The sequence below is a fragment of the Micromonospora wenchangensis genome (assembly GCF_002210435.1).
Taxonomy (GTDB): Bacteria; Actinomycetota; Actinomycetes; order Mycobacteriales; family Micromonosporaceae; genus Micromonospora; species Micromonospora wenchangensis.
In genome coordinates this window covers 61318-78511 of sequence record NZ_MZMV01000033.1, presented here as the reverse complement: position 1 = coordinate 78511, position 17194 = coordinate 61318, and the positions used below count along the sequence as shown (strand labels likewise).

The window sequence follows — 17194 nt, the reverse complement described above, 5'->3', positions numbered from 1 at the left end:
CTCCCCACCCCACCCGGCCACCCACCCACCCGAGTGGCCCACCTCACCGCCCACGCCGCCCCCGCAACCACACCCCCACCACACCCACCGCCACGAACACCAGCACCGAACAACACAACAACTTGATCATCCAGCAACTGTCCCACGCCACGTAGGGTGCACACGTGCGCCTGGCCACCTTCAACCTGCTCCACGGCCGCTCCCTGACCGACGGACTCGTCGACCCCGACCGGCTCACCGCCGCCGTCCACGCCCTCGACGCCGACATCCTCGCCCTCCAGGAAGTCGACCGCGACCAGTCCCGCAGCGGCCACCACGACCTCACCACCCTCGCCGCCCACGCCCTCGACGCCCCCGAACACCGCTTCGCCGCCGCCGTCGTCGGCACCCCCGGCGAACACTTCCGCCCCCTACGCCACGACGACGACGGCCACGGCGAACCCTGCTACGGCATCGGCCTGATCAGCCGCCACCCCGTCCGCAGCTGGCACGTCACCCGCCTCAACCCCGCACCCGTCCGCTCACCGATCTACGCCCCCGGCCCCGGCGGCGGCCTCATCCTCCTACGCGACGAACCCCGCGTCGTCCTCGCCGCCGTCCTCGACACCCCCCACGGCCCCCTCACCGTCGCCGCCACCCACCTGTCCTTCGTCCCCGGCTGGAACGCCCACCAACTCCGCCGCGTCGTACGCGCCCTACGCGCCCTACCCGCACCCCGCATCCTCCTCGGCGACCTCAACCTCCCCGCCGGCCCCGCCCGCCTCCTCACCGGCTGGCAACCCCTCGCCCGCCACCCCACCTACCCCGCCACCGCACCCCGCGTCCAACTCGACCACATCCTCGCCGACCCCCACGACCGGCACCGACTACCCCCGGTCACCGCCACCGCCACCCCCCGCTCCACCATCTCCGACCACCGCCCCCTCATCGTCGACCTCGGCTGAACCCCGACCGGCCGCCCGCTGCGCCGCCCGCAACGCGTTACGGAACAACATCGCCACCGTCGTCGGACCCACCCCACCCACCCGCGGCGTGATCGCCCCCGCCACCCGCGCACACGACTCGTCCACATCCGGCAACAACCGACGACCCTCGTACCGCACCCCACCACCCACCACCACCGCACCCGGACGCACATGCTCCGGCCGCACGATCCCCGGCACCCCCGCCGCCGCCACCAGGATCTCCGCCCGCCGCGTGTACCGCGGCCAGTCCGCCACCCCCGTGTGCACCACCGTCACCGCCGCGTTCGCCGTCGGCCGCTTCTGCGCCAACAACATCGCCAACGGACGCCCCAACGTCGCACCACGACCCAGCACCACCACCTCCCGCCCCGCCACCGGCACCCCGTGGAACGCCAACAACGCCTCGATCCCCGCCGGCGTACACGGCACCGGACCCGGCAACCCCAACGCCAACCGCCCCATGTTCACCGGATGCATCCCGTCCACGTCGGAATCCGGATCCAACACCTGCAACGCCCGGTCGTAGTCCAGGTGCCCCGGAACCGGATGCTGCACCAACACCGCGTGCACCCCGGCGTCGTCGTTGAGATCCCGCAACACCCGGTGCAGGTCCGCCTGCGTCGCCGACGCCGGCAGATGCACATGCGGCGACGCGAACCCCAACTCCGCCGCCTGCCGGGACTTGATCCGGATGTAGCCCGCGCTGGCGTCGTCGTCACCCACCAGCACCGTCGCCAACGCCGGCACCACACCGGCCGCCCGCAACGCCGCCACCCCCTCGGCGACCTCGGCGAACACCCGCTCCGCCACCGGCCCACCCGGCAACAGACGCGCCGAACCAGCCGACACAACAGAAGAAGAGGAAACAGACACGGCACACCCCGACCACGGAGGCCCAGGCGGTCGACCCCCGCGACGAGCTCCCCGATGGTCAACCCATCCCCGTGCCGCCAGTCGCGTCCACCCACACCATGCCACAACCACCCCCGCACACACCGCCCCGATCAGTCACCCGGACCACCCGACACCAACCCCACCAACACCCGGTTCGTCCGGTTCGACCGCACCGCCGCCCGCTGCTGACCCGCCGTCACCTCGATGTACGTCTGCGACGACGCCAACGACGCATGCCCCAACAACCGCATGATCTCCGCCGCCCCCGCCCCCTCCTCGGCCAACCGGGTCGCGAACGTGTGCCGCAACGCGTGCAACCGCGCCCCCGCCGGCACCCGATCGGTGATCCCCGCCCGCCGGTAACAGGAATCCACCAGGTACTGCAACCCACCCCGACGCAACGGCGCACCCTGCCGATCCACCAGCAGCACCCCGTCCGGGCGTACGCTGCGCGCCCCGAACCGCCGCCGCCGACTGTCCAGGTACGCCGACACCACCTCGTCCAACTCCGGCTCCACCGGCACCACCCTCGGCCGACCACCCTTGCCGGCCACCGCCACCCGCCGCTCCCCGGCCCGCCCCGACACCGACGACACCCGCAACGCCAGCAGCTCCGCCAGGCGCAGTCCCGCGCACAGCGCCAACGCCAGCACCGCCACGTCCCGCTCCGGCCACGGGTCACGCTGCCGCGCGTCCTCCCGCGACACCGACGCCAGCAGCACCTCCGGGGTGTCCTCACCCCGCAGCGGCTTCGGCTGGGGGAGTGGCGTCCGGGGACGCCCCACCGCCGGCATCGGATTGCCCGCCACCACCTGCTCGGCCACCAGGAACGAGAAGAAACCGTTCCAACTCGACCAGGCCCGGTGCACCGACGCCGCCGCCCGGGGCGCGGCGAACCGGGCGAACGCCGCCCGCATCACCCGGGGGGAGAGGGCGGAGATCGTCAGCTCGTCGGGGGACAGGGGAGGGGTGCACTCCTCGCCGGCCAGCGCCGCGACGGCCCGCAGGTCCCGCCGGTACGCCTCCTGCGTGTGCGGGGACGGCTTACGGGTGGCCCGCGCGGTCAGGAACTCCTCGATGAGTCGTCCAACCGATTCGTCCTGTTTTCCATGCATAAGGTATATTATGCAGCTTTCTCGGGTTGCCGGCCACCCGAGGGGGAGGGGAGCAGCGGCCGGCCACTCCGACGCCTGGTCACGCCTGCCGGCACACACCACGGCCCGCCGGCCGCGCACCCGGGGACGGGGTCCTGTGGCTGGGGAGCCGCCCGGTGGGCCGTGGAGCATCAGGTCGCGGCGCGCATCCCGGGCCTGCCGATGTCGGCCCGACATCGCAGCGCACCGGCGACCGCCTCGGGCCGATGCCCGCAGCGGCAGCCCACCCACCGACATGTCACTGCGGCGTGTGACGTGTCGGTGGAACATGGCCGCACCGGGGAGCGCCTCGTCGTCCGCCCGACGTCCCGCCGGATCGGCGGCGACGAGGCGCAGGCTCGTCCGGTATGCGCAGCGGGTGCGAACCGCAGGCGGGCGATCGCGACCCCCGGCCTCCGGCCGGCCGGAGGAGACCCCCCTTCCGCCTTACTTTACATAATATAAATTATCGAATCAGCGTCGGAACTGTGGCGGCGACCGCCCGGCTCACCGGGGCGACCGCTGGTGTCCCTTCTCATTTGTCCTGGGCCATTCTCAACACCTTGAGCCATCCCCTGAGTCTTCTCACTTACTTGAGCCATGGCGAGGGCCCGCGGGATGCTTGGGACCCTGTCCCCTACGCTGCGTGACGGGCATGGATTGTTCATCCTGCCCGGCGGCTGATCAGCACTCCTGCCGCCTGCCCACGCGGGAGGTCGGAATCCCCGCCCCCGAGCGGCGCCGGATGCGACGCAGCTGGATGATCCACTACCGCCCGACATCGGCTTCTGTCGACGGTCGTACGCTTGCACGGTGCCCACCCTCGAACGGTTGCTCGTGCTCGTGGCCCGCAATGTCGCCCAGGCTGCCCTCGGCATCCTCAATCCCCTGGCCGGTCGACTGATCTTCGATGACATCTCTCGCCTGTTGAAGAAGCCGAGTGACTCCGGGTTGGAGGAGCGCTTGAAGGAACTCGGCGCATCGATGCAGCAGTCGTCTCAGCTGATTGCGGAGATTGAGGGCGGCCTGAAGATCCGTGAGGCGGCGGTCGAGAAGCTTAAGCAGGAAGCTCAGACAGCCCGGAACATCAAGGACATGACGGACCAGCAGCGGGCAGCAGTGGCTGCCGTACTACGCACAGAGGTTGCCCGTGAGGGACGCAAGACCCTGTGGCAGGGGGCAGCGGTCAACGCCTTCTTCTTTGTAGCTGGTGTCTTGGTCACCTTGTGGATCAGTTGACCTGGGTGCCGGCCACACGCTGTTTCGGCCGTGCCCACCTCGCGCCACCTCACTCTGCCCTAGATCGAGCTGTTCACCGACGGCTCGCTAGAAGCTCCGGCCCGGGACCTAGATCAATCTCTCAGCACCCGTTTTCCTTGCGATCCTCTCGATCCCCCTATATCGCCGACGGGAGGTGCCCGAGATGACCCAGGCGCATCCCAGCACCCCTGTGCCGTCGCGTGGGGTTGTGGGCAGACGGGTGGTCCCACGGCCCACGTGGTTTGGAGGAGGGGTGGTTGCGGCCGATGCTCCGCAGCGCGGGTGAACACCACCTGGTCGCTGGGCTAGCCGGGTAAGCAGTTCGTGTACCCCAACAACAGGTTGCGCTCTACAAATCGAAGTCCAACGTGGTCGCGATCTCCCCAGACGCAGTCAACCCGAACCTCCGCATACGATCGGAGCTAGCGCGGTCTCCGTCTTCCCTCCGCCACTCGATTAGGGTCTGCAGTCCAGTGGGGTCGCCGCGGTCGGCGGCCTCTTGCAACACGCGCTCGGCATCGGCGATGTCTCCGGCTGACCAGCGCAGGATGGCCAGCTCGAGCAGCGCGCCAAAGTGACCATGGTCGGCGGCCTGCCGAAGGAGGGCCTCGGCACCAGCGATGTCACCGTTCAATTTCCGTAACCGGGCCAATTCCACCAGCGCACCGCGAACGCCGCGATCGGCGGCCTGCCGCATCAGGGCCTCGGCACCAGCGATGTCCCCGACGATTCTTCGTAAGACGGCGAGTTCGCGCAGCGCGTTGGGATGGCCGCGGTCGGCGAGCTGCTGCATCAGGGCCTCGGCGCCGGCGATATCGTTGGTCCGGCTTCGCTTCATCGCTAGCCCCTGCGCCACGCCGAAGAGGCCGTGGTCGGCGGCCTGCAACGCCATCGCATCGGCGCCGGTGGTGTCTCCGACCTGCTCCCTTGCAAAGGCCAACTCTCCGTACTCGCTGGGATCGCTGCGGTCGGTGACCTGCTGTATCAGGGCTCTGGCGCCGGTGGTGTCCCCGGCCCGCTCCAGTAGCAGGATCAGGCTGTCCAGCGCGCCACGAACGCCCTCGTCAACGGCTTGCTGCAGCAATGCCTTAGCGCCGCTGGCGTCTCCGGCTTGTTCCCGTAGCTGTGCCAACGCCACCAGCGCGCCGCGAACGCCGCGGTCAACGGCCTGCTGCAGCAATACCTCGGCGCCGGCGGCGTCTCCGGCTTGTTCCCGTAGCTGTGCCAACGCCACCAGCGCGCTGGGACGGCCGCAGTCGGCAGCCTGCACTGCCAGGACCTCCGCACCGGCAATATCCCCGGTCCGCTCGCGCAGCATGGCCAACTTCTGCAGCGCGCCGGGGTGGCCGCAGTCGGCAGCTTCTTGCAACATGGCCTGGGCGCCAGCAATGTCTCCAGCTCGCTCACGCAGCTCGACCAGGCTCTCCAGCGCTTCGGGGTCGCCGTAGCGAGTGGCCTTCGTGTACAGCCAGATGGCTTGCTGGTAGCGGCCGCTCAGTTCGGCTTGGTGGCCGAGGGATCGGAGAAGGCTGGGATCGGACAGGGTGGAAGTGAACGCGATCCACAGGCTTTCGGGTGGGTATACGGCGGCCCGTTCGACCCGGCCGAGTTGTTCAAGGTAGTCGGCTAGCCGGTAGCACGGCTGCGCCCCGCTGAGGGCGGGGGATTCGCCGGGACGGGGACGGACACGAGTCAGCGGCCCGCGTGCGCCCTTGCACGGCTTCGCGGTTTCGGCCAAGGCAGCCTCCAGCCAGTCCTCGTCGAGCTGGTCCCAGTCGTGGTCGTCGAGGTAGCCGGGTGCGGCCCGTTCCAGCAGGGCGTGCGGCAGCGGGAGTGGATGACCCAGTCGGCGGGCATCGATGGCAACCTGGATGAGCGCTCGGGCGGCCGATGAGGCGGTGCGGTACCGGTTCTCCAGGTCGGGGGCGCCGGCCAGGTACTGAGTGATCCGGCCGTCCTCGGCGTGCTCGGCGGCGTACCGTACCCGCGGGTCGATGCCCGCGGCGGTCAGCGCGGCGACCTGGTCTTGGGTGAACCTGGCGGCGATGGTGACGGCGGTGCCCGTGAGCAGCTCTCGGGCCTGGGCGTACAGATCCGGCTCGCCAGCGCCCGGCCGGAAGGTGAGCGCGTCCCAGTACTGCGGCCAAAGGGTGGCCAGGACCAGCACCGGCCCACGGAGCGGGTCGTGCACTAGGGTGCGTAGCCCAGCGGCGATCCGTTCGCCCAGGCCGCGGTCGGTCGGCATCAGGTAGTGCTGGGCCTCGTTCAGCCAGACCACCGTGCACGCGCCCACCTGATCCAGGTCGGCCAGCGCCGCCTGAGGCCGGGTCGGATCGTACGGGTGCCATACCCGCCACCGCCCCGGCTGCTGCTGATCCAAATATTGGACCAGCTCCCAGCATGCGCGGGTCTTCCCGGTCGATGATCCACCCACCACTGTGAGCAGCCGGGACGACCCCTGGGCCACCACCTGGTCGGCGACCTCACGCAGCTGGGCATCGTGCGGCCGCGAAACGTACACCGGCAGCGCATCCGACCGTTCGTCGGGAAGCTCGATCGCCGGGTGCACCTCCAACGCGAGCGGATTACACGCGTCGACCGGGAGGCCCATCTGAGGCCGCTGCGCTGCCTGCGCGGTTGGCGCGTGACCGGATGGATCCGTTATCTGCGTGACCTGGCCGGCGACCGCGTATTCGTCCTGACCACAGGCCCGGGCGAGGGTTCGGGCTACCGCGCGGACATCGTCGAGACTCGCGGGCCCACCCCAACTGATGATCCTATGGATCAGATCCCTCTTCGGCGCCCCGTCCAGCCGGTCATCCCCGGCGATCCGCTGCTCAAGGTCCGCCAAGGTGGGCCTGCCAGCCCGCCCGTGCAGGTCATGCAGCAGATCGCGGATGTCCCGCTGCGGCCCAGCAGGAAGCTCAGGCCGCGCCAGACTCCGTGCTCGGCGCGTCGGCGCTCGGCTGGCAACCCCCGCTCCCGGCTGGCGGCGTACTGGTCGGGACTTGTCGGTATCCATCGCCAATTCAGGATGCCTTACCTGCTCCACCGACGTCTGCGGTCGACACTGGTCGGCACCGAGATCAGCCCCATTGGGTGGTCCGAGTCTGGAGGCATAGCCGGCGCCGGCTCCCCCGTTCCGCCTCAGACATCCCCATGGAGCCTCCGATGACCCGATCCAAGCCCGACCACGGCCACCCGAACGACGACCGTACTCGGATTACTCGCGCCGCGATCACCGGCCTGGTAGCCGGTGCCACCCGCGCCGTCCTCGACACCCTGCTGCGCTATCTGACCGCCGGCTGCTGACCAAATGAGCGGGTGGGGATCTTGGGGCCTCAACCCCAAGATCCCCACCCGGCCTTTCCGAGTGCGGCCCGTCGAGGCCCCCATGGCGGCTGGGAGGCGAGGTCACGCGCGCCGTTCACCATCGTACGACCGGCACCTTTGGCACGAGCTGATCGCTGCGACCGATCAGTCGCCGGAGATCGCCTCGAATCAGTCCGTGGTCGTGGTCGAGGACGAGGGCGTCGATGAAGCCACACACGGCGCAGCGGTAGCCCTGCCAGCGCCGGATCAGATGGCCGGCTGACCACTCGTCGACGGCGGTCGCGGCCGCCAAGTCCTCAGGGGTCACGGTCCAGGCCGCGCACGCCGGCGAAATGGGCGCGGGGTTGGCCGTGGCCTGGGCGGCGAAGCGTTCGGCCTCGGCCTTGGCGGCCGCCACCTCCTCGTCGGTCATGTGGTCCCAGCACGCAGGCGCCCGCACAGGCGAGAACCACGCGAAGCCCTTGTCGCACGGCTTGCCCGCCTTCGTCGGCCGACCGCACTGGTCGCCTGGCTTCACAGCCCTACTCCCGTCAGAGCGTTGGAGGTGACCCGGTCGACGTCTTCCATGTAGCCGGCGAGGGTGGTGGAGCCGTCCTTCCAGCCGCCGTGGCGGCCGATGCGGATCTGGTCGTGGCCGGCGCGGCGGGCCTCGGTGGCGAAGCCTCGGCGAAGGGAGTGGCCGCTGTACGCGGAGGCGGCGTCGAGGCCTGCGGCGAGCGCGGTGCGCTTGATGATGATGTCGACGGCCTGCCCGGTGATCCGCCCGTCGGCTGAGCCGCGGCCGTGCGGGGCGCGGCCCAGCTGGCCGTGCTTGTCGATCCGGCGGAAGAGGGCGCCGCTGGTGACGTCACGCTCCGCGAGCTCCGCCAGCCATGCCCGTGCGGTCCGGACCGGGCAGGTGTGGGCGTTCGTGCCGTGCGGAAGGTGGACCTTGCGGCCTGCGGCGTCCTGGTCCGTCTTGGACCGGCGGATGGTGACCTCGATGCCGTCGGTGTTGAAGTCCAGGTCCTCGATGTTAACGGCGGCGATCTCGGAGCGGCGTGCGCCGAGCGCGAAGCCGAGCACCAGCACCGCCCGGTCGCGGACGCCGGCGAGCTTGCTGGTGTCGAGGGTGTCCACCATGGCCCGGAGGTTCGTGACGACGAGGGGCTTGGCCTTGCGCACCTTCCGGCCGGCGTCGGCGCTGTCCTGCCGGTGGGTGCGCAGCACGGCTCGGGCCGTATCGGTGGCGAGTCGTCCGGCGCCGGCGGCGCGGTGGGCGACTGCGAGGGCGGCAAGGGCCCGGTCGATGGTGCTGGGGGCCTTGCCCGCGTCGGCGAGGTGGTTTACATACTCGGCGGCCACCGCGTGCAGCTGGCCGTACCGCTCGAGCAGGGCCGCGAATGCCGCGGCGTTGAGGGCGTCGTTGATCGGGCCCCGGTCGGTCGGGGTCAGATCTGTTGTGATCATCTTCTGGGCGCCGGCCCAGACGAGGAACCGGCGGAGGTCGCCTCGGTACGCGCGGAGGGTGGAGTCGGCCTTGGCCCGGCGGAGCCGGTCGAGCGCGGACGCGGACAGGACGAACTTTCGGGGGTCTGGAAGGCCGTCCGGGTCGCTCACCCGGACCTCAATCTCATTCACGAGAAGGAACGTTATCGTGAATGAGCGACAGAGAGCGGGCGACGCGCCGCCGATAGTCGCTCAACCGCGCTACCGTCCACTACGGTCGTCTTCCTCCCCCCGACATTGGAGAGGACGGTTCCGCATGGACAACTTCAAGGGCATCCGCATCTACGCCGCCGGGAAGATCACCAAGAACGGGTGGCGGCACAGCCTGTTCACCATCGTCGATGACGCCGAGTACGAGAACCCGGACCGGACGCCCTGGCCGGCGGAGGTTCGCATCGCCAGCCTCCCCGGCGCCGTGTACGTCGGCCCGCACTTCATGAGCGATGACCACGGCTGCTACCACGGCGAGAACTTGCACGGCGTCGCTGCCGGTGACACCGCCTGCGGCGGCGCCTACCCGGGCATGTCCCGGCCCGAGGTCACCCAGCGGTGCCTGACCGCGATTCGCTCGGCCACCCACGTCTTCGCGTGGATCGACGACCCGACCTGCCACGGCAGTCTGGTAGAGATCGGCTACGCGCGGGCGCTGGGCAAGCAGGTGCACGTGTACACCCAGACCGGGCGCAAGGAACTGGAGGACCTGTGGTTCGCCGGCCAGATCGCCACCGCCCACGGTGAGGCGGCCACCGCCCAGCAGGCGTGGGCCGACTTCCGGCTGCGGCTGAGCTGACTCGGGCCGGGGCGTAGCAACGCCCCCGACCACCTGGTCGGGGGCGTGCGTCCCGGGTCAGGTCGACTGCTTGGCGGCCTTCTTCGCCAGGAACTCCTGCACCCATGACGGCCAATGGAAGGCATACCCGTCGTCGGACTCCACCCACCGTGCCCCGGCGATCGGCTGACCCGAGCGGGTGGCCCGCCCCACTACCTCGGCTGGCAGCGGAGCGGTGTCGATGTGCTGGATGAACAGGTCGCGGTCGCCCCCGGGCAGGGACTCCCACCAGGCATTGAGATCAGTCACGTATCCACGGTATCCAGCTCAACCTGCCGGACAGTGGCAACACTGTGGGCCATTGCCGCAATCTCCATTACTACCCGGCGTTCGCCCGTAGATCGGGAACCTGCCCGCCTCGCTGCCGCTGCCGCGTCTGCTTCGGGGGTTCCTTCTTCGGCTGCTCGAGGTGGTGCACCTTCAACCCGGCGTAGCGGCCGCGCATGGCCATGCCCGTGTCGTAGGTGACCAGCCGGACGGGCCGACCGGCAAGAGCTTGCACGTCGACGGTGCGGTCGACGATCTCGTTGTCGTTATCCGGGAGCCGGACGTGGCCAGGTGGGTCGAGGAGCACCTCGACGCTCAACGTCCCACGTGCCTTCTCCTCGACGGAGAAGTCCTTCCCCCGGATCACCCCGCCCTCCTCCCGAGTGATGCGGTCGATGTAGGCGACGGAGTACCCCGCGCGGTATCCCCGCTCGCCGTGCTGCCGCTTGCCCTTGTCGAGCTCGTCGACCACCACCAAGGGCACGATGATGTGGACGTCCTCGAAGCCCAGGTACAGGTCCCCGGCGATGTCCCAGTCCTCGATCTTCTCGGGGTGCTCCATGTAGATGTTGGTGTCGAGCACCAGGAGCTCTCCGCGCCGATCGAACCGCTTCACCTGTCCGGCCAGGTCGTCCAGCGCGGCCTTGAGCACGCTCACCCGTTCATCCAGCTGCGTGGAGACCAGCCCGTTGATCAGCCGATCCCCCACTGGCCGGGTGACAAAGGCGCCGGCCGCCGCCAGCACCACGTCGTAGGCCTTGAGCGGCACGAGGTACTCGAGCTCGGCTGGCCGAACCTGGTTACGCAGGCGCCGCTGCGCCTCGTGGCACCAGTCGAGGTAGGCGAGGGCGCGCTCCAGCGCTTCGCGGGGTCCGTTGCCCTGGAGGTTCGTGATCTGCTGGTGGACGTCGGCCAAGGCGGAGCGGAGGACCTCGCGGTCACCGCCGGGCAATGGTGTGATGAGCACGCCGAGATCCTTCACCCCGACCACCTGGGCGCGCCACTCTGAAACGCGGCTCCCGGCGGGCCATTCGTTGTCGTGGATCTTCGCCCGGGCTGGGTGTCCCCCTCCCCCACGATGGCGAAGGTGAGGGGTCTTCACGGGCGGTGCGGGCGGTGAGCCCGGCCCAGGGCCCGGCCAGCGCGGCGACCGGTCCGGTGCTGCGCCGGCCGGTCACGCCGATGCTCGCCACGCCGGTCGATGCCGTGCCCGAGGGCTCTGACCTCGTACACCAGCCGTAGTGGGACAGGTGGAGGTGCATCGCCTTCCGCCAGGCGGATGGCGTGTACCTGCAGTCGCGGGCCGGCCGGGTACCTCACAACCTACTTCCCGGACATCACCCGGGCGATCCGGATGCTCCCGCCCGGGGTCGTGCTCGATGGTGAGCTGATGGTGTGGCAGCGCGGCCGGACAAACTTCGCGGTGCCGTCGACCTTCCGGCGGAGGACGCCGCTGTTGAGCCACTGCACGAGCGTGGCGGCCAGGTGGGAGTGCTTGTCGGTGGCGAACCGGTGGTCGAACTGTTCCTGGCCCCGGAGCCGCCCACCTCGGTAGGCGACACGATCGCGTCTGACCTATGAACCAGCGCAGTCAGGGCCGCTGGTCCCCCACGAGCGAAAGCGGCATGACCAGTGCTGTCGAAGGTCGGCGCAGACTGCGGTAGCCCATGGAGCCGAAGCCGACGTCTAGTGTGCCTGCATGTCAACCACCTACGGCGAATACGAGTCAGTCGAGCGAAACTGGGAGAACGACGCTTCCGACCTTCGGCGCGCCACTGCCGTGACCGAGCCCATCTCGGCGGGGACTCTCATAGGGGCCGGCTACCACATGGCGGGGATTGCGTCGTCGCTCGCACGGGCGAGTGAGTTCCAGAACTTGGTCGACCACCACAACAACCTTGAAGAGCCGCTGATTTTCACGAATGACACCCTCGTCTTCCTGGCTCAGTACATGAACAACCTGGCTGACTCGGTGGACCGGAACCCTGAGCGGTTCCCCACCTACGACACGGACCATCTGGGTACCTGGCTGCGCGGCTGCGGGAGGCAAATCCGGGCTGCGGCGGAGGCGACCAAGAAGCCGCCGAAGCGGCGTATCGAAGCGCGGTAGGGCCACCAGCACGGTCCGGGCGACACAAGCGCCCGGACCGTGCGGTATGTGCAGGTGGAGCCGACCCTGGCGGTGGAGATCGATCGACGCCAACGTGGCCTTGAGCACGGGCCTTGGTGGCATCGGGGGCGGTAAGCGCGGGCCCGGCCGGACATGTCGGGTGTATGACGTGCCGCTGCTGCTCGGCGAGGAAGAAGGGCTACTTCGGCAAGCCGTCGGGCTCACTACCATGGATTGGTTGCCCACGGCGTGCAGCCACCGGCGGGCGACGAGGCCGGAGTGAAGGACGGGGATGGCGAAATCTGAGGTGTCGCGCTTCGCCACGCTGCGCACGTGGGAGGGCGAGCAGAGCCGGGCGTTCGAGGAACTGTCGTTCCAGCTGCTCAAAGACCGGGTGCCTGCGGGGACGCACGCGATCCGCACTGGCAACCCGGACGGCGGGGTCGAGTGGTACGCCGTCCTGCCCAACGGCGAGGAACACGGCTGGCAGGCCAAGCACGTGCAGGGCATCGACCCGCTGCTGACGGCGATGACCGAGTCGGTCACCCGAGTTGCCAAGGAGCGCCCGACCCTGCGCACGCTGACGTTCGTCATCTCCTGGAACCTCGCCACCAGCAAGCAGGTCAGGAACGGCAGGCAGCTCAAGTCGCAGCGGGAGAAGTACCTCGACAAGGTCGCGACCTGGCAGCGGACGATTCCCGGCGCCGACAAGATCACCTTCGAGCTGGTCCAGGGCAGCGACCTGCTCGACGAGCTGGCCAAGCCGCAGCATGAGGGCCGCCGCTGGTTCTGGTGGGGCGATCTCGTCTTCGGCCCCGATTGGCTGCGGTCGCATTACCAGCGCCAAGCTGGCGCGGCGGGCGAGAAGTACCGCCCCGATCTACAGGTGGATATCCCGATCCAGCAGGACCTACTCGCGATCGGGTTCGACCACACGATGGTGGAGCAACTGCGGCGGCTGCTGCGCGGGATCGCCGTCGCTGTCGCCGATCAGGACGTCTGGCCGCGGGATCCGGACCCCACCGGCGGGCCGCTGTTCGACGCCGTGAAGGACGCCGCGCTCGCTCTCGCCGAGCAGGTCGGCGCGCTCGAGCTGCAGGCCGGTGATCCCCCGGCCGTCCTGCGGGACCTAGTCGCGCTGCTGGCGACGGCACAAGACGCGGTGGACGCGGTAGTCGACTACGAGCACGCCACCGACGCCGCGCGCCGTGAGCTTCCGGCCGACGACCCGCGCAAACAGCAGCAGGCGTCCTACCGGCGCAGCCACACCTTCTACAGCCTCGTCGCGGCGATGCGGGAGGCGTCGGCGTGGCTGGCGTCGTCGCCGGGCCGGGCACTGCCGCAGCGAGCGTACTTCCTGACCGGACAGGCCGGCTCCGGCAAGACTCACCTGCTGCTCGACGCCACCGGCCGCGCGCTCGACAGTGGTCGGCCTGCGGTGTTCCTGGGCGGTGCGCAGCTCGGGCAGGGCAACCTGTGGGCGAGTATCGCCGACCAGCTGGGGTTGCCGGCCGTCGGTGCCGACGTTCTGCTGCTGGCGATGGACGCCGCCGGTGAGGCCGCAACGACAGTCGGCAGCCGGTTTCTGATCATCCTCGACGCGCTGAATGAGACCGTGCCAGCCGACTTTTGGCGCGTTCACCTGCCCGCCCTGCGCTCGGCGGTCGCCCAGTATCCGCACGTCGCGCTCGTGGTGTCCTGCCGCGACACCTACCGGAACCTGGTTCTGGACGGGACCGAGAGCAGCCACTTCCTGCAGCGCACCCATCCCGGCTTCGCCGACCGGGAGGTCGAGGCGACGCACACCTACTTCGCCCACTATGGGCTTGAGGCCCCGAAGATTCCGCTGCTGACACCCGAGTTCACTCTGCCGCTGTTCTTGCGGATGTACTGCGAGAGCCTTGCCCGCTCCGGCACCGACACTAGCCACGAGGGGCATCAAGGCCGGGTGACGATCTTCGAGCGGTACCTGACGGCGAAGACCACGACAGTCGCCCGCCGGCTCACCCCAGCCGCCACCTCCGGCTGGGAGCTCGACGCGGCGCGAACCCAGGTCACCAGCGTGCTGGACGCGCTGCTGGACGAGATGGCGCGGCAAGGCCGCGAGGGGCTGGCCAGCGCCGTCGCCGAGACCGTCACCCGCCAGGCCCTTGAGGGCAGTGGGCTGAACCCCGTCCGGGTACTCGGGTTGCTGCAGGAGGAGGGCGTGCTCACCCGGGAGCGGCTCTACTTCGGCGACAACACCTTCGGTGAAGGGGTCCGGGTCGTCTTCCAGGCCTTCGCCGACTTCCTGCTGCTCAAGCGCCGTCTCGCTGCCTGCGCCGACCCGCTACACGATCCGGCGCTGGCCGCGTGGCTGACCGAGGAGTGCAGCTGGGGCATCATCGAGGCGGCGACCGTGCTGTTCCCCGAGGTGCACGGCATCGAGCTGCCCGACCTGCTGCACACCACGCTTCCCCGGCCGCCGAGAAGCCGCGACAACCGCGACGGCTGGACGAGGCACAACCGGACCCGGCAGCTCTACCGGTCACTGGTGCAGACACTGCCTTACCGTGCCTCAGCGGCGGTTACCGAACGCAGCGTCGAGCTGCTCAACGCCGCGCTGCCCGTACTGTCCGACACCGAGGTCTTCCGGACCCTGTTCATCCTGGCTCCACAGCCGGGCAACCGGCTCAACGCCGAGCGGCTGCACCGCAACCTATCCCGGCTGGCGATGCCCGTGCGCGACAGCAGCTTCGGCTTCGCGACCTACCACGAGATCTTCGACGGCTCCAGCCCAGCGACCCGGCTGGCCCGATGGGCCGCGGCCGGACCGTACCCGGGCTACGACCCGAAGGTCGTCGAGCTGGCCTGCATCCCGTTGTGCTGGCTGCTGTCCTCACCCAACCGGTTCATGCGCGACTGGATCACCAAGGCGCTCGTGCAGCTGCTGCACGGCCATCTCGACGTCATGCGCGCCTTGGTGGAGCGCTTCTGGAGCGTGGACGACCCGTACGTGGTGCAACGCGTCGTCGCAATCGCCTACGGGTGCCTGCTGCGCAGCTCGCCCACGCAAGCCGACCAGGCGACCGCGCTGGCCGAGGCCGCACACACGATGGTCTTCACCCCACCCGTACGCGCGGACGAACTGCTGTTGGACGCCGCCCGCGGCATCACCCGCTGGGCGGTGGACCACAGCCTGCTGCCCGACGAGGCCCGCACGGCAGCAGCACGCCCGTACGGCATCGCCGCCCCGAGCGCACCACCGACCAAAGAGACGATCGACGCAAAGTACGGCCAATGGCGGGAGACATCCGACGACCAGAACTACCTGTCGATCTTCGTTTCGGTCCTCAACCTCGGCGACTTCGGCCGGTACGTGGTCGAGTCCGGCATGCGCCACTTCTCCCGCCACCGCATCGGGCAGCCGTTCCCCGACCGCACGGGCCACCGGACCCCGCGGTTCGTCAAGTCTCGCTGGCACGCGTTCGTCGCTTCCCTGCGCCCGGAGCAGAAGGAGGCGTTCGCTGGCTGGCTACGCGATCCCGACCCGCACAGCATGGGCCGGCTTAGATACCTGCGCCCGGGCGCGCAGGATCCCTTCACCGACGCTCAGCGAGACCTGCTCGACGCAGTCTGGACATATCCGAAGGTGCCTGATGACGACTATCCGATCGATCGTGCCCGACGGTGGGTGTTCCGCCGGACGCTGAGCCTGGGCTGGACGCCGGCGCGATTCGCCGCCGAAGATCGCAAACTTGGGCATTCGCGGGGCCGTAGCGGCCACAAGGCCGAACGATGGGGCAAGAAGTACCAGTGGATGGCCTACCACGAACTGCTGGCCCGGGTCGCCGACAACTACCAGAGCGCCCGCCGCTACGACGATGAGCAAACGTACGACGGCTTGCACCAGATTGTAGGTGAGCGGGAGATCGATCCCAGCCTCCCGCCGATCGACTTCCGGGCCTTCAGTGACGATAAGGGCACCGGCGTGTCCGCCTGGAAACCGGCGCTAATCCGACTCACCTCATGGCCCCCGGCCAACCTGGACTTCCGCCGCTACCGCGGTGACATCCAGCGACTGCTGGCCGAAACCGCGACCGAACCAACTCCCGCCACATCGCTGTTCCTGCGCGACCGCGACGGCAACGACTGGGTGGTGCTGGAAAGCTACATCAAGAAGATCGATCCCGCCGCGCACGAGAGCTGGCGGGGCCTGCAGGAGACATCCACCGTCGACACGCTGCTCATCGCGGCCGGCCAGGCATCCGAGTTCCTGGCCGCGCTCGCCGGCTGCAGCCGCAACACCATCAACGACCTACTCGACACTCACGGCCACATCGACTGCTGCTACGTCGGTGAGGTCAGTCGCACTGGGCCTGCCTGCTACCACCGGCACGCCGAGTTCGAGACCATCGAGGTGGCGGACCGGTCCTTCAACGTCGGCCGGACCGTCGAACCCTACACCTGGGAAGGCAACATCTTTGACTGCTCGATCGGGGAGAACGCCAGCAGCGTGCTGCCCTCGACCCTGCTGCAACAGGAGGCTGGGCTGAGCTTCGACATGCGCGGACCGAGCTGGCTCGACGCCGACGGGTCACCGATCTTCGCCCACCATTCACACCCTGGAGACGACAGCCGCGCCCTGCTGGTACGCGCCTCTTACCTGCGCGACTACCTAGCTGAACGGCAGCTCGAACTTGTCGTGCTGCACTGGTTCGAGCGCATGGAACTGACCGGCTCGCACGACGGCCCGTTCCCGTCCGTAAGCGTGAGTGTGGCGGCGCGCATGGGCGCCGACCTGGCTCTGCACGAGGGCCAGCCCCGCCGCGACGAGCGCGATCTTTCCTGACCGTGTCGAGCTCCTTGGCGGCTCCTCAGGCCGCGAGCGACTTGAAGAACGCGACGAAAGGTGCGAGTCGGCCCGGGCCTGGCC

At 69.4% G+C, this 17194-nt stretch carries 14 protein-coding genes and 1 riboswitch; of the genes, 7 read left to right on the top strand and 7 right to left on the bottom strand.

Going from position 1 to position 17194, the window contains the following annotated elements:
• The first annotated feature begins 164 nt into the window (after nt 1–164).
• A complete protein-coding gene (locus B5D80_RS19715) occupies nt 165–944 on the top strand; it encodes an endonuclease/exonuclease/phosphatase family protein (RefSeq protein WP_088645370.1) in 780 nt (259 codons plus the stop codon).
• Here B5D80_RS19715 and B5D80_RS19710 read toward each other — a convergent pair.
• Both B5D80_RS19710 and B5D80_RS19705 read right to left on the bottom strand, forming a co-directional pair.
• Nucleotides 867–1814 carry a bifunctional 5,10-methylenetetrahydrofolate dehydrogenase/5,10-methenyltetrahydrofolate cyclohydrolase gene (locus B5D80_RS19710; protein ID WP_245854782.1) on the bottom strand — a complete coding sequence of 316 codons (948 nt, stop codon included), beginning with the start codon at nt 1812–1814 and terminating at the stop codon, nt 867–869. The two genes, B5D80_RS19715 and B5D80_RS19710, sit on opposite strands and share 78 nt — an antisense overlap.
• Before the next feature lie 37 nt (nt 1815–1851).
• Nucleotides 1852–1928, bottom strand: a riboswitch (ZMP/ZTP riboswitch).
• A gap of 41 nt (nt 1929–1969) precedes the next feature.
• Nucleotides 1970–2974 carry a tyrosine-type recombinase/integrase gene (locus B5D80_RS19705; protein ID WP_088645369.1) on the bottom strand — a complete coding sequence of 335 codons (1005 nt, stop codon included), beginning with the start codon at nt 2972–2974 and terminating at the stop codon, nt 1970–1972.
• Nucleotides 2975–3805: 831 nt separating this feature from the next.
• On the opposite strand from B5D80_RS19705, the gene B5D80_RS19700 reads away from it, so the two are divergent.
• Entirely contained in the window at nt 3806–4231 is a 426-nt protein-coding gene (locus tag B5D80_RS19700) for a hypothetical protein (RefSeq protein WP_088645368.1), read from the top strand.
• Nucleotides 4232–4601: 370 nt separating this feature from the next.
• Here the strand turns inward: B5D80_RS19700 and B5D80_RS19695 are convergent, their stop codons facing one another.
• Nucleotides 4602–7103, bottom strand: a complete 2502-nt coding sequence (locus tag B5D80_RS19695; protein WP_088645367.1) for a tetratricopeptide repeat protein — start codon at nt 7101–7103, stop codon at nt 4602–4604.
• Nucleotides 7104–7423: 320 nt separating this feature from the next.
• Here B5D80_RS19695 and B5D80_RS33420 point away from each other — a divergent pair, with 320 nt between their 5' ends.
• Entirely contained in the window at nt 7424–7564 is a 141-nt protein-coding gene (locus B5D80_RS33420; protein ID WP_158224219.1) for a hypothetical protein, read from the top strand.
• Nucleotides 7565–7679: 115 nt separating this feature from the next.
• Here B5D80_RS33420 and B5D80_RS19690 read toward each other — a convergent pair whose 3' ends face one another.
• Complete coding sequence (locus tag B5D80_RS19690; RefSeq protein ID WP_088645366.1) at nt 7680–7997, bottom strand: hypothetical protein; 318 nt, start codon at nt 7995–7997, stop codon at nt 7680–7682.
• Nucleotides 7998–8098: 101 nt separating this feature from the next.
• Nucleotides 8099–9205, bottom strand: coding sequence for a site-specific integrase (locus B5D80_RS19685; RefSeq protein ID WP_144081715.1), 1107 nt, complete (start codon nt 9203–9205; stop codon nt 8099–8101).
• A gap of 124 nt (nt 9206–9329) precedes the next feature.
• On the opposite strand from B5D80_RS19685, the gene B5D80_RS19680 reads away from it, so the two are divergent.
• Nucleotides 9330–9863, top strand: coding sequence for a TIR domain-containing protein (locus tag B5D80_RS19680; protein WP_088645364.1), 534 nt, complete (start codon nt 9330–9332; stop codon nt 9861–9863).
• Nucleotides 9864–9920: 57 nt separating this feature from the next.
• Here B5D80_RS19680 and B5D80_RS19675 read toward each other — a convergent pair whose 3' ends face one another.
• Both B5D80_RS19675 and B5D80_RS19670 read right to left on the bottom strand, forming a co-directional pair.
• Nucleotides 9921–10151, bottom strand: a complete 231-nt coding sequence (locus B5D80_RS19675; RefSeq protein WP_088645363.1) for a hypothetical protein — start codon at nt 10149–10151, stop codon at nt 9921–9923.
• A gap of 70 nt (nt 10152–10221) precedes the next feature.
• The gene (locus B5D80_RS19670) at nt 10222–11151 is read right to left on the bottom strand and encodes a PIN domain-containing protein (protein WP_144081714.1); all 930 of its coding nucleotides are present in this window, start codon (nt 11149–11151) and stop codon (nt 10222–10224) included.
• A 134-nt stretch (nt 11152–11285) separates the two neighbouring features.
• Here B5D80_RS19670 and B5D80_RS34840 point away from each other — a divergent pair, with 134 nt between their 5' ends.
• From B5D80_RS34840 to B5D80_RS19655, 3 genes are all read left to right on the top strand, one after another.
• Entirely contained in the window at nt 11286–11411 is a 126-nt protein-coding gene (locus tag B5D80_RS34840) for a hypothetical protein (RefSeq protein ID WP_281253478.1), read from the top strand.
• 457 nt (nt 11412–11868) lie between these two features.
• Nucleotides 11869–12279, top strand: coding sequence for a hypothetical protein (locus B5D80_RS19660; RefSeq protein WP_088645361.1), 411 nt, complete (start codon nt 11869–11871; stop codon nt 12277–12279).
• A 292-nt stretch (nt 12280–12571) separates the two neighbouring features.
• Nucleotides 12572–17110 carry an NACHT domain-containing protein gene (locus B5D80_RS19655; RefSeq protein ID WP_144081713.1) on the top strand — a complete coding sequence of 1513 codons (4539 nt, stop codon included), beginning with the start codon at nt 12572–12574 and terminating at the stop codon, nt 17108–17110.
• The last annotated feature ends 84 nt before the right edge of the window (nt 17111–17194 follow it).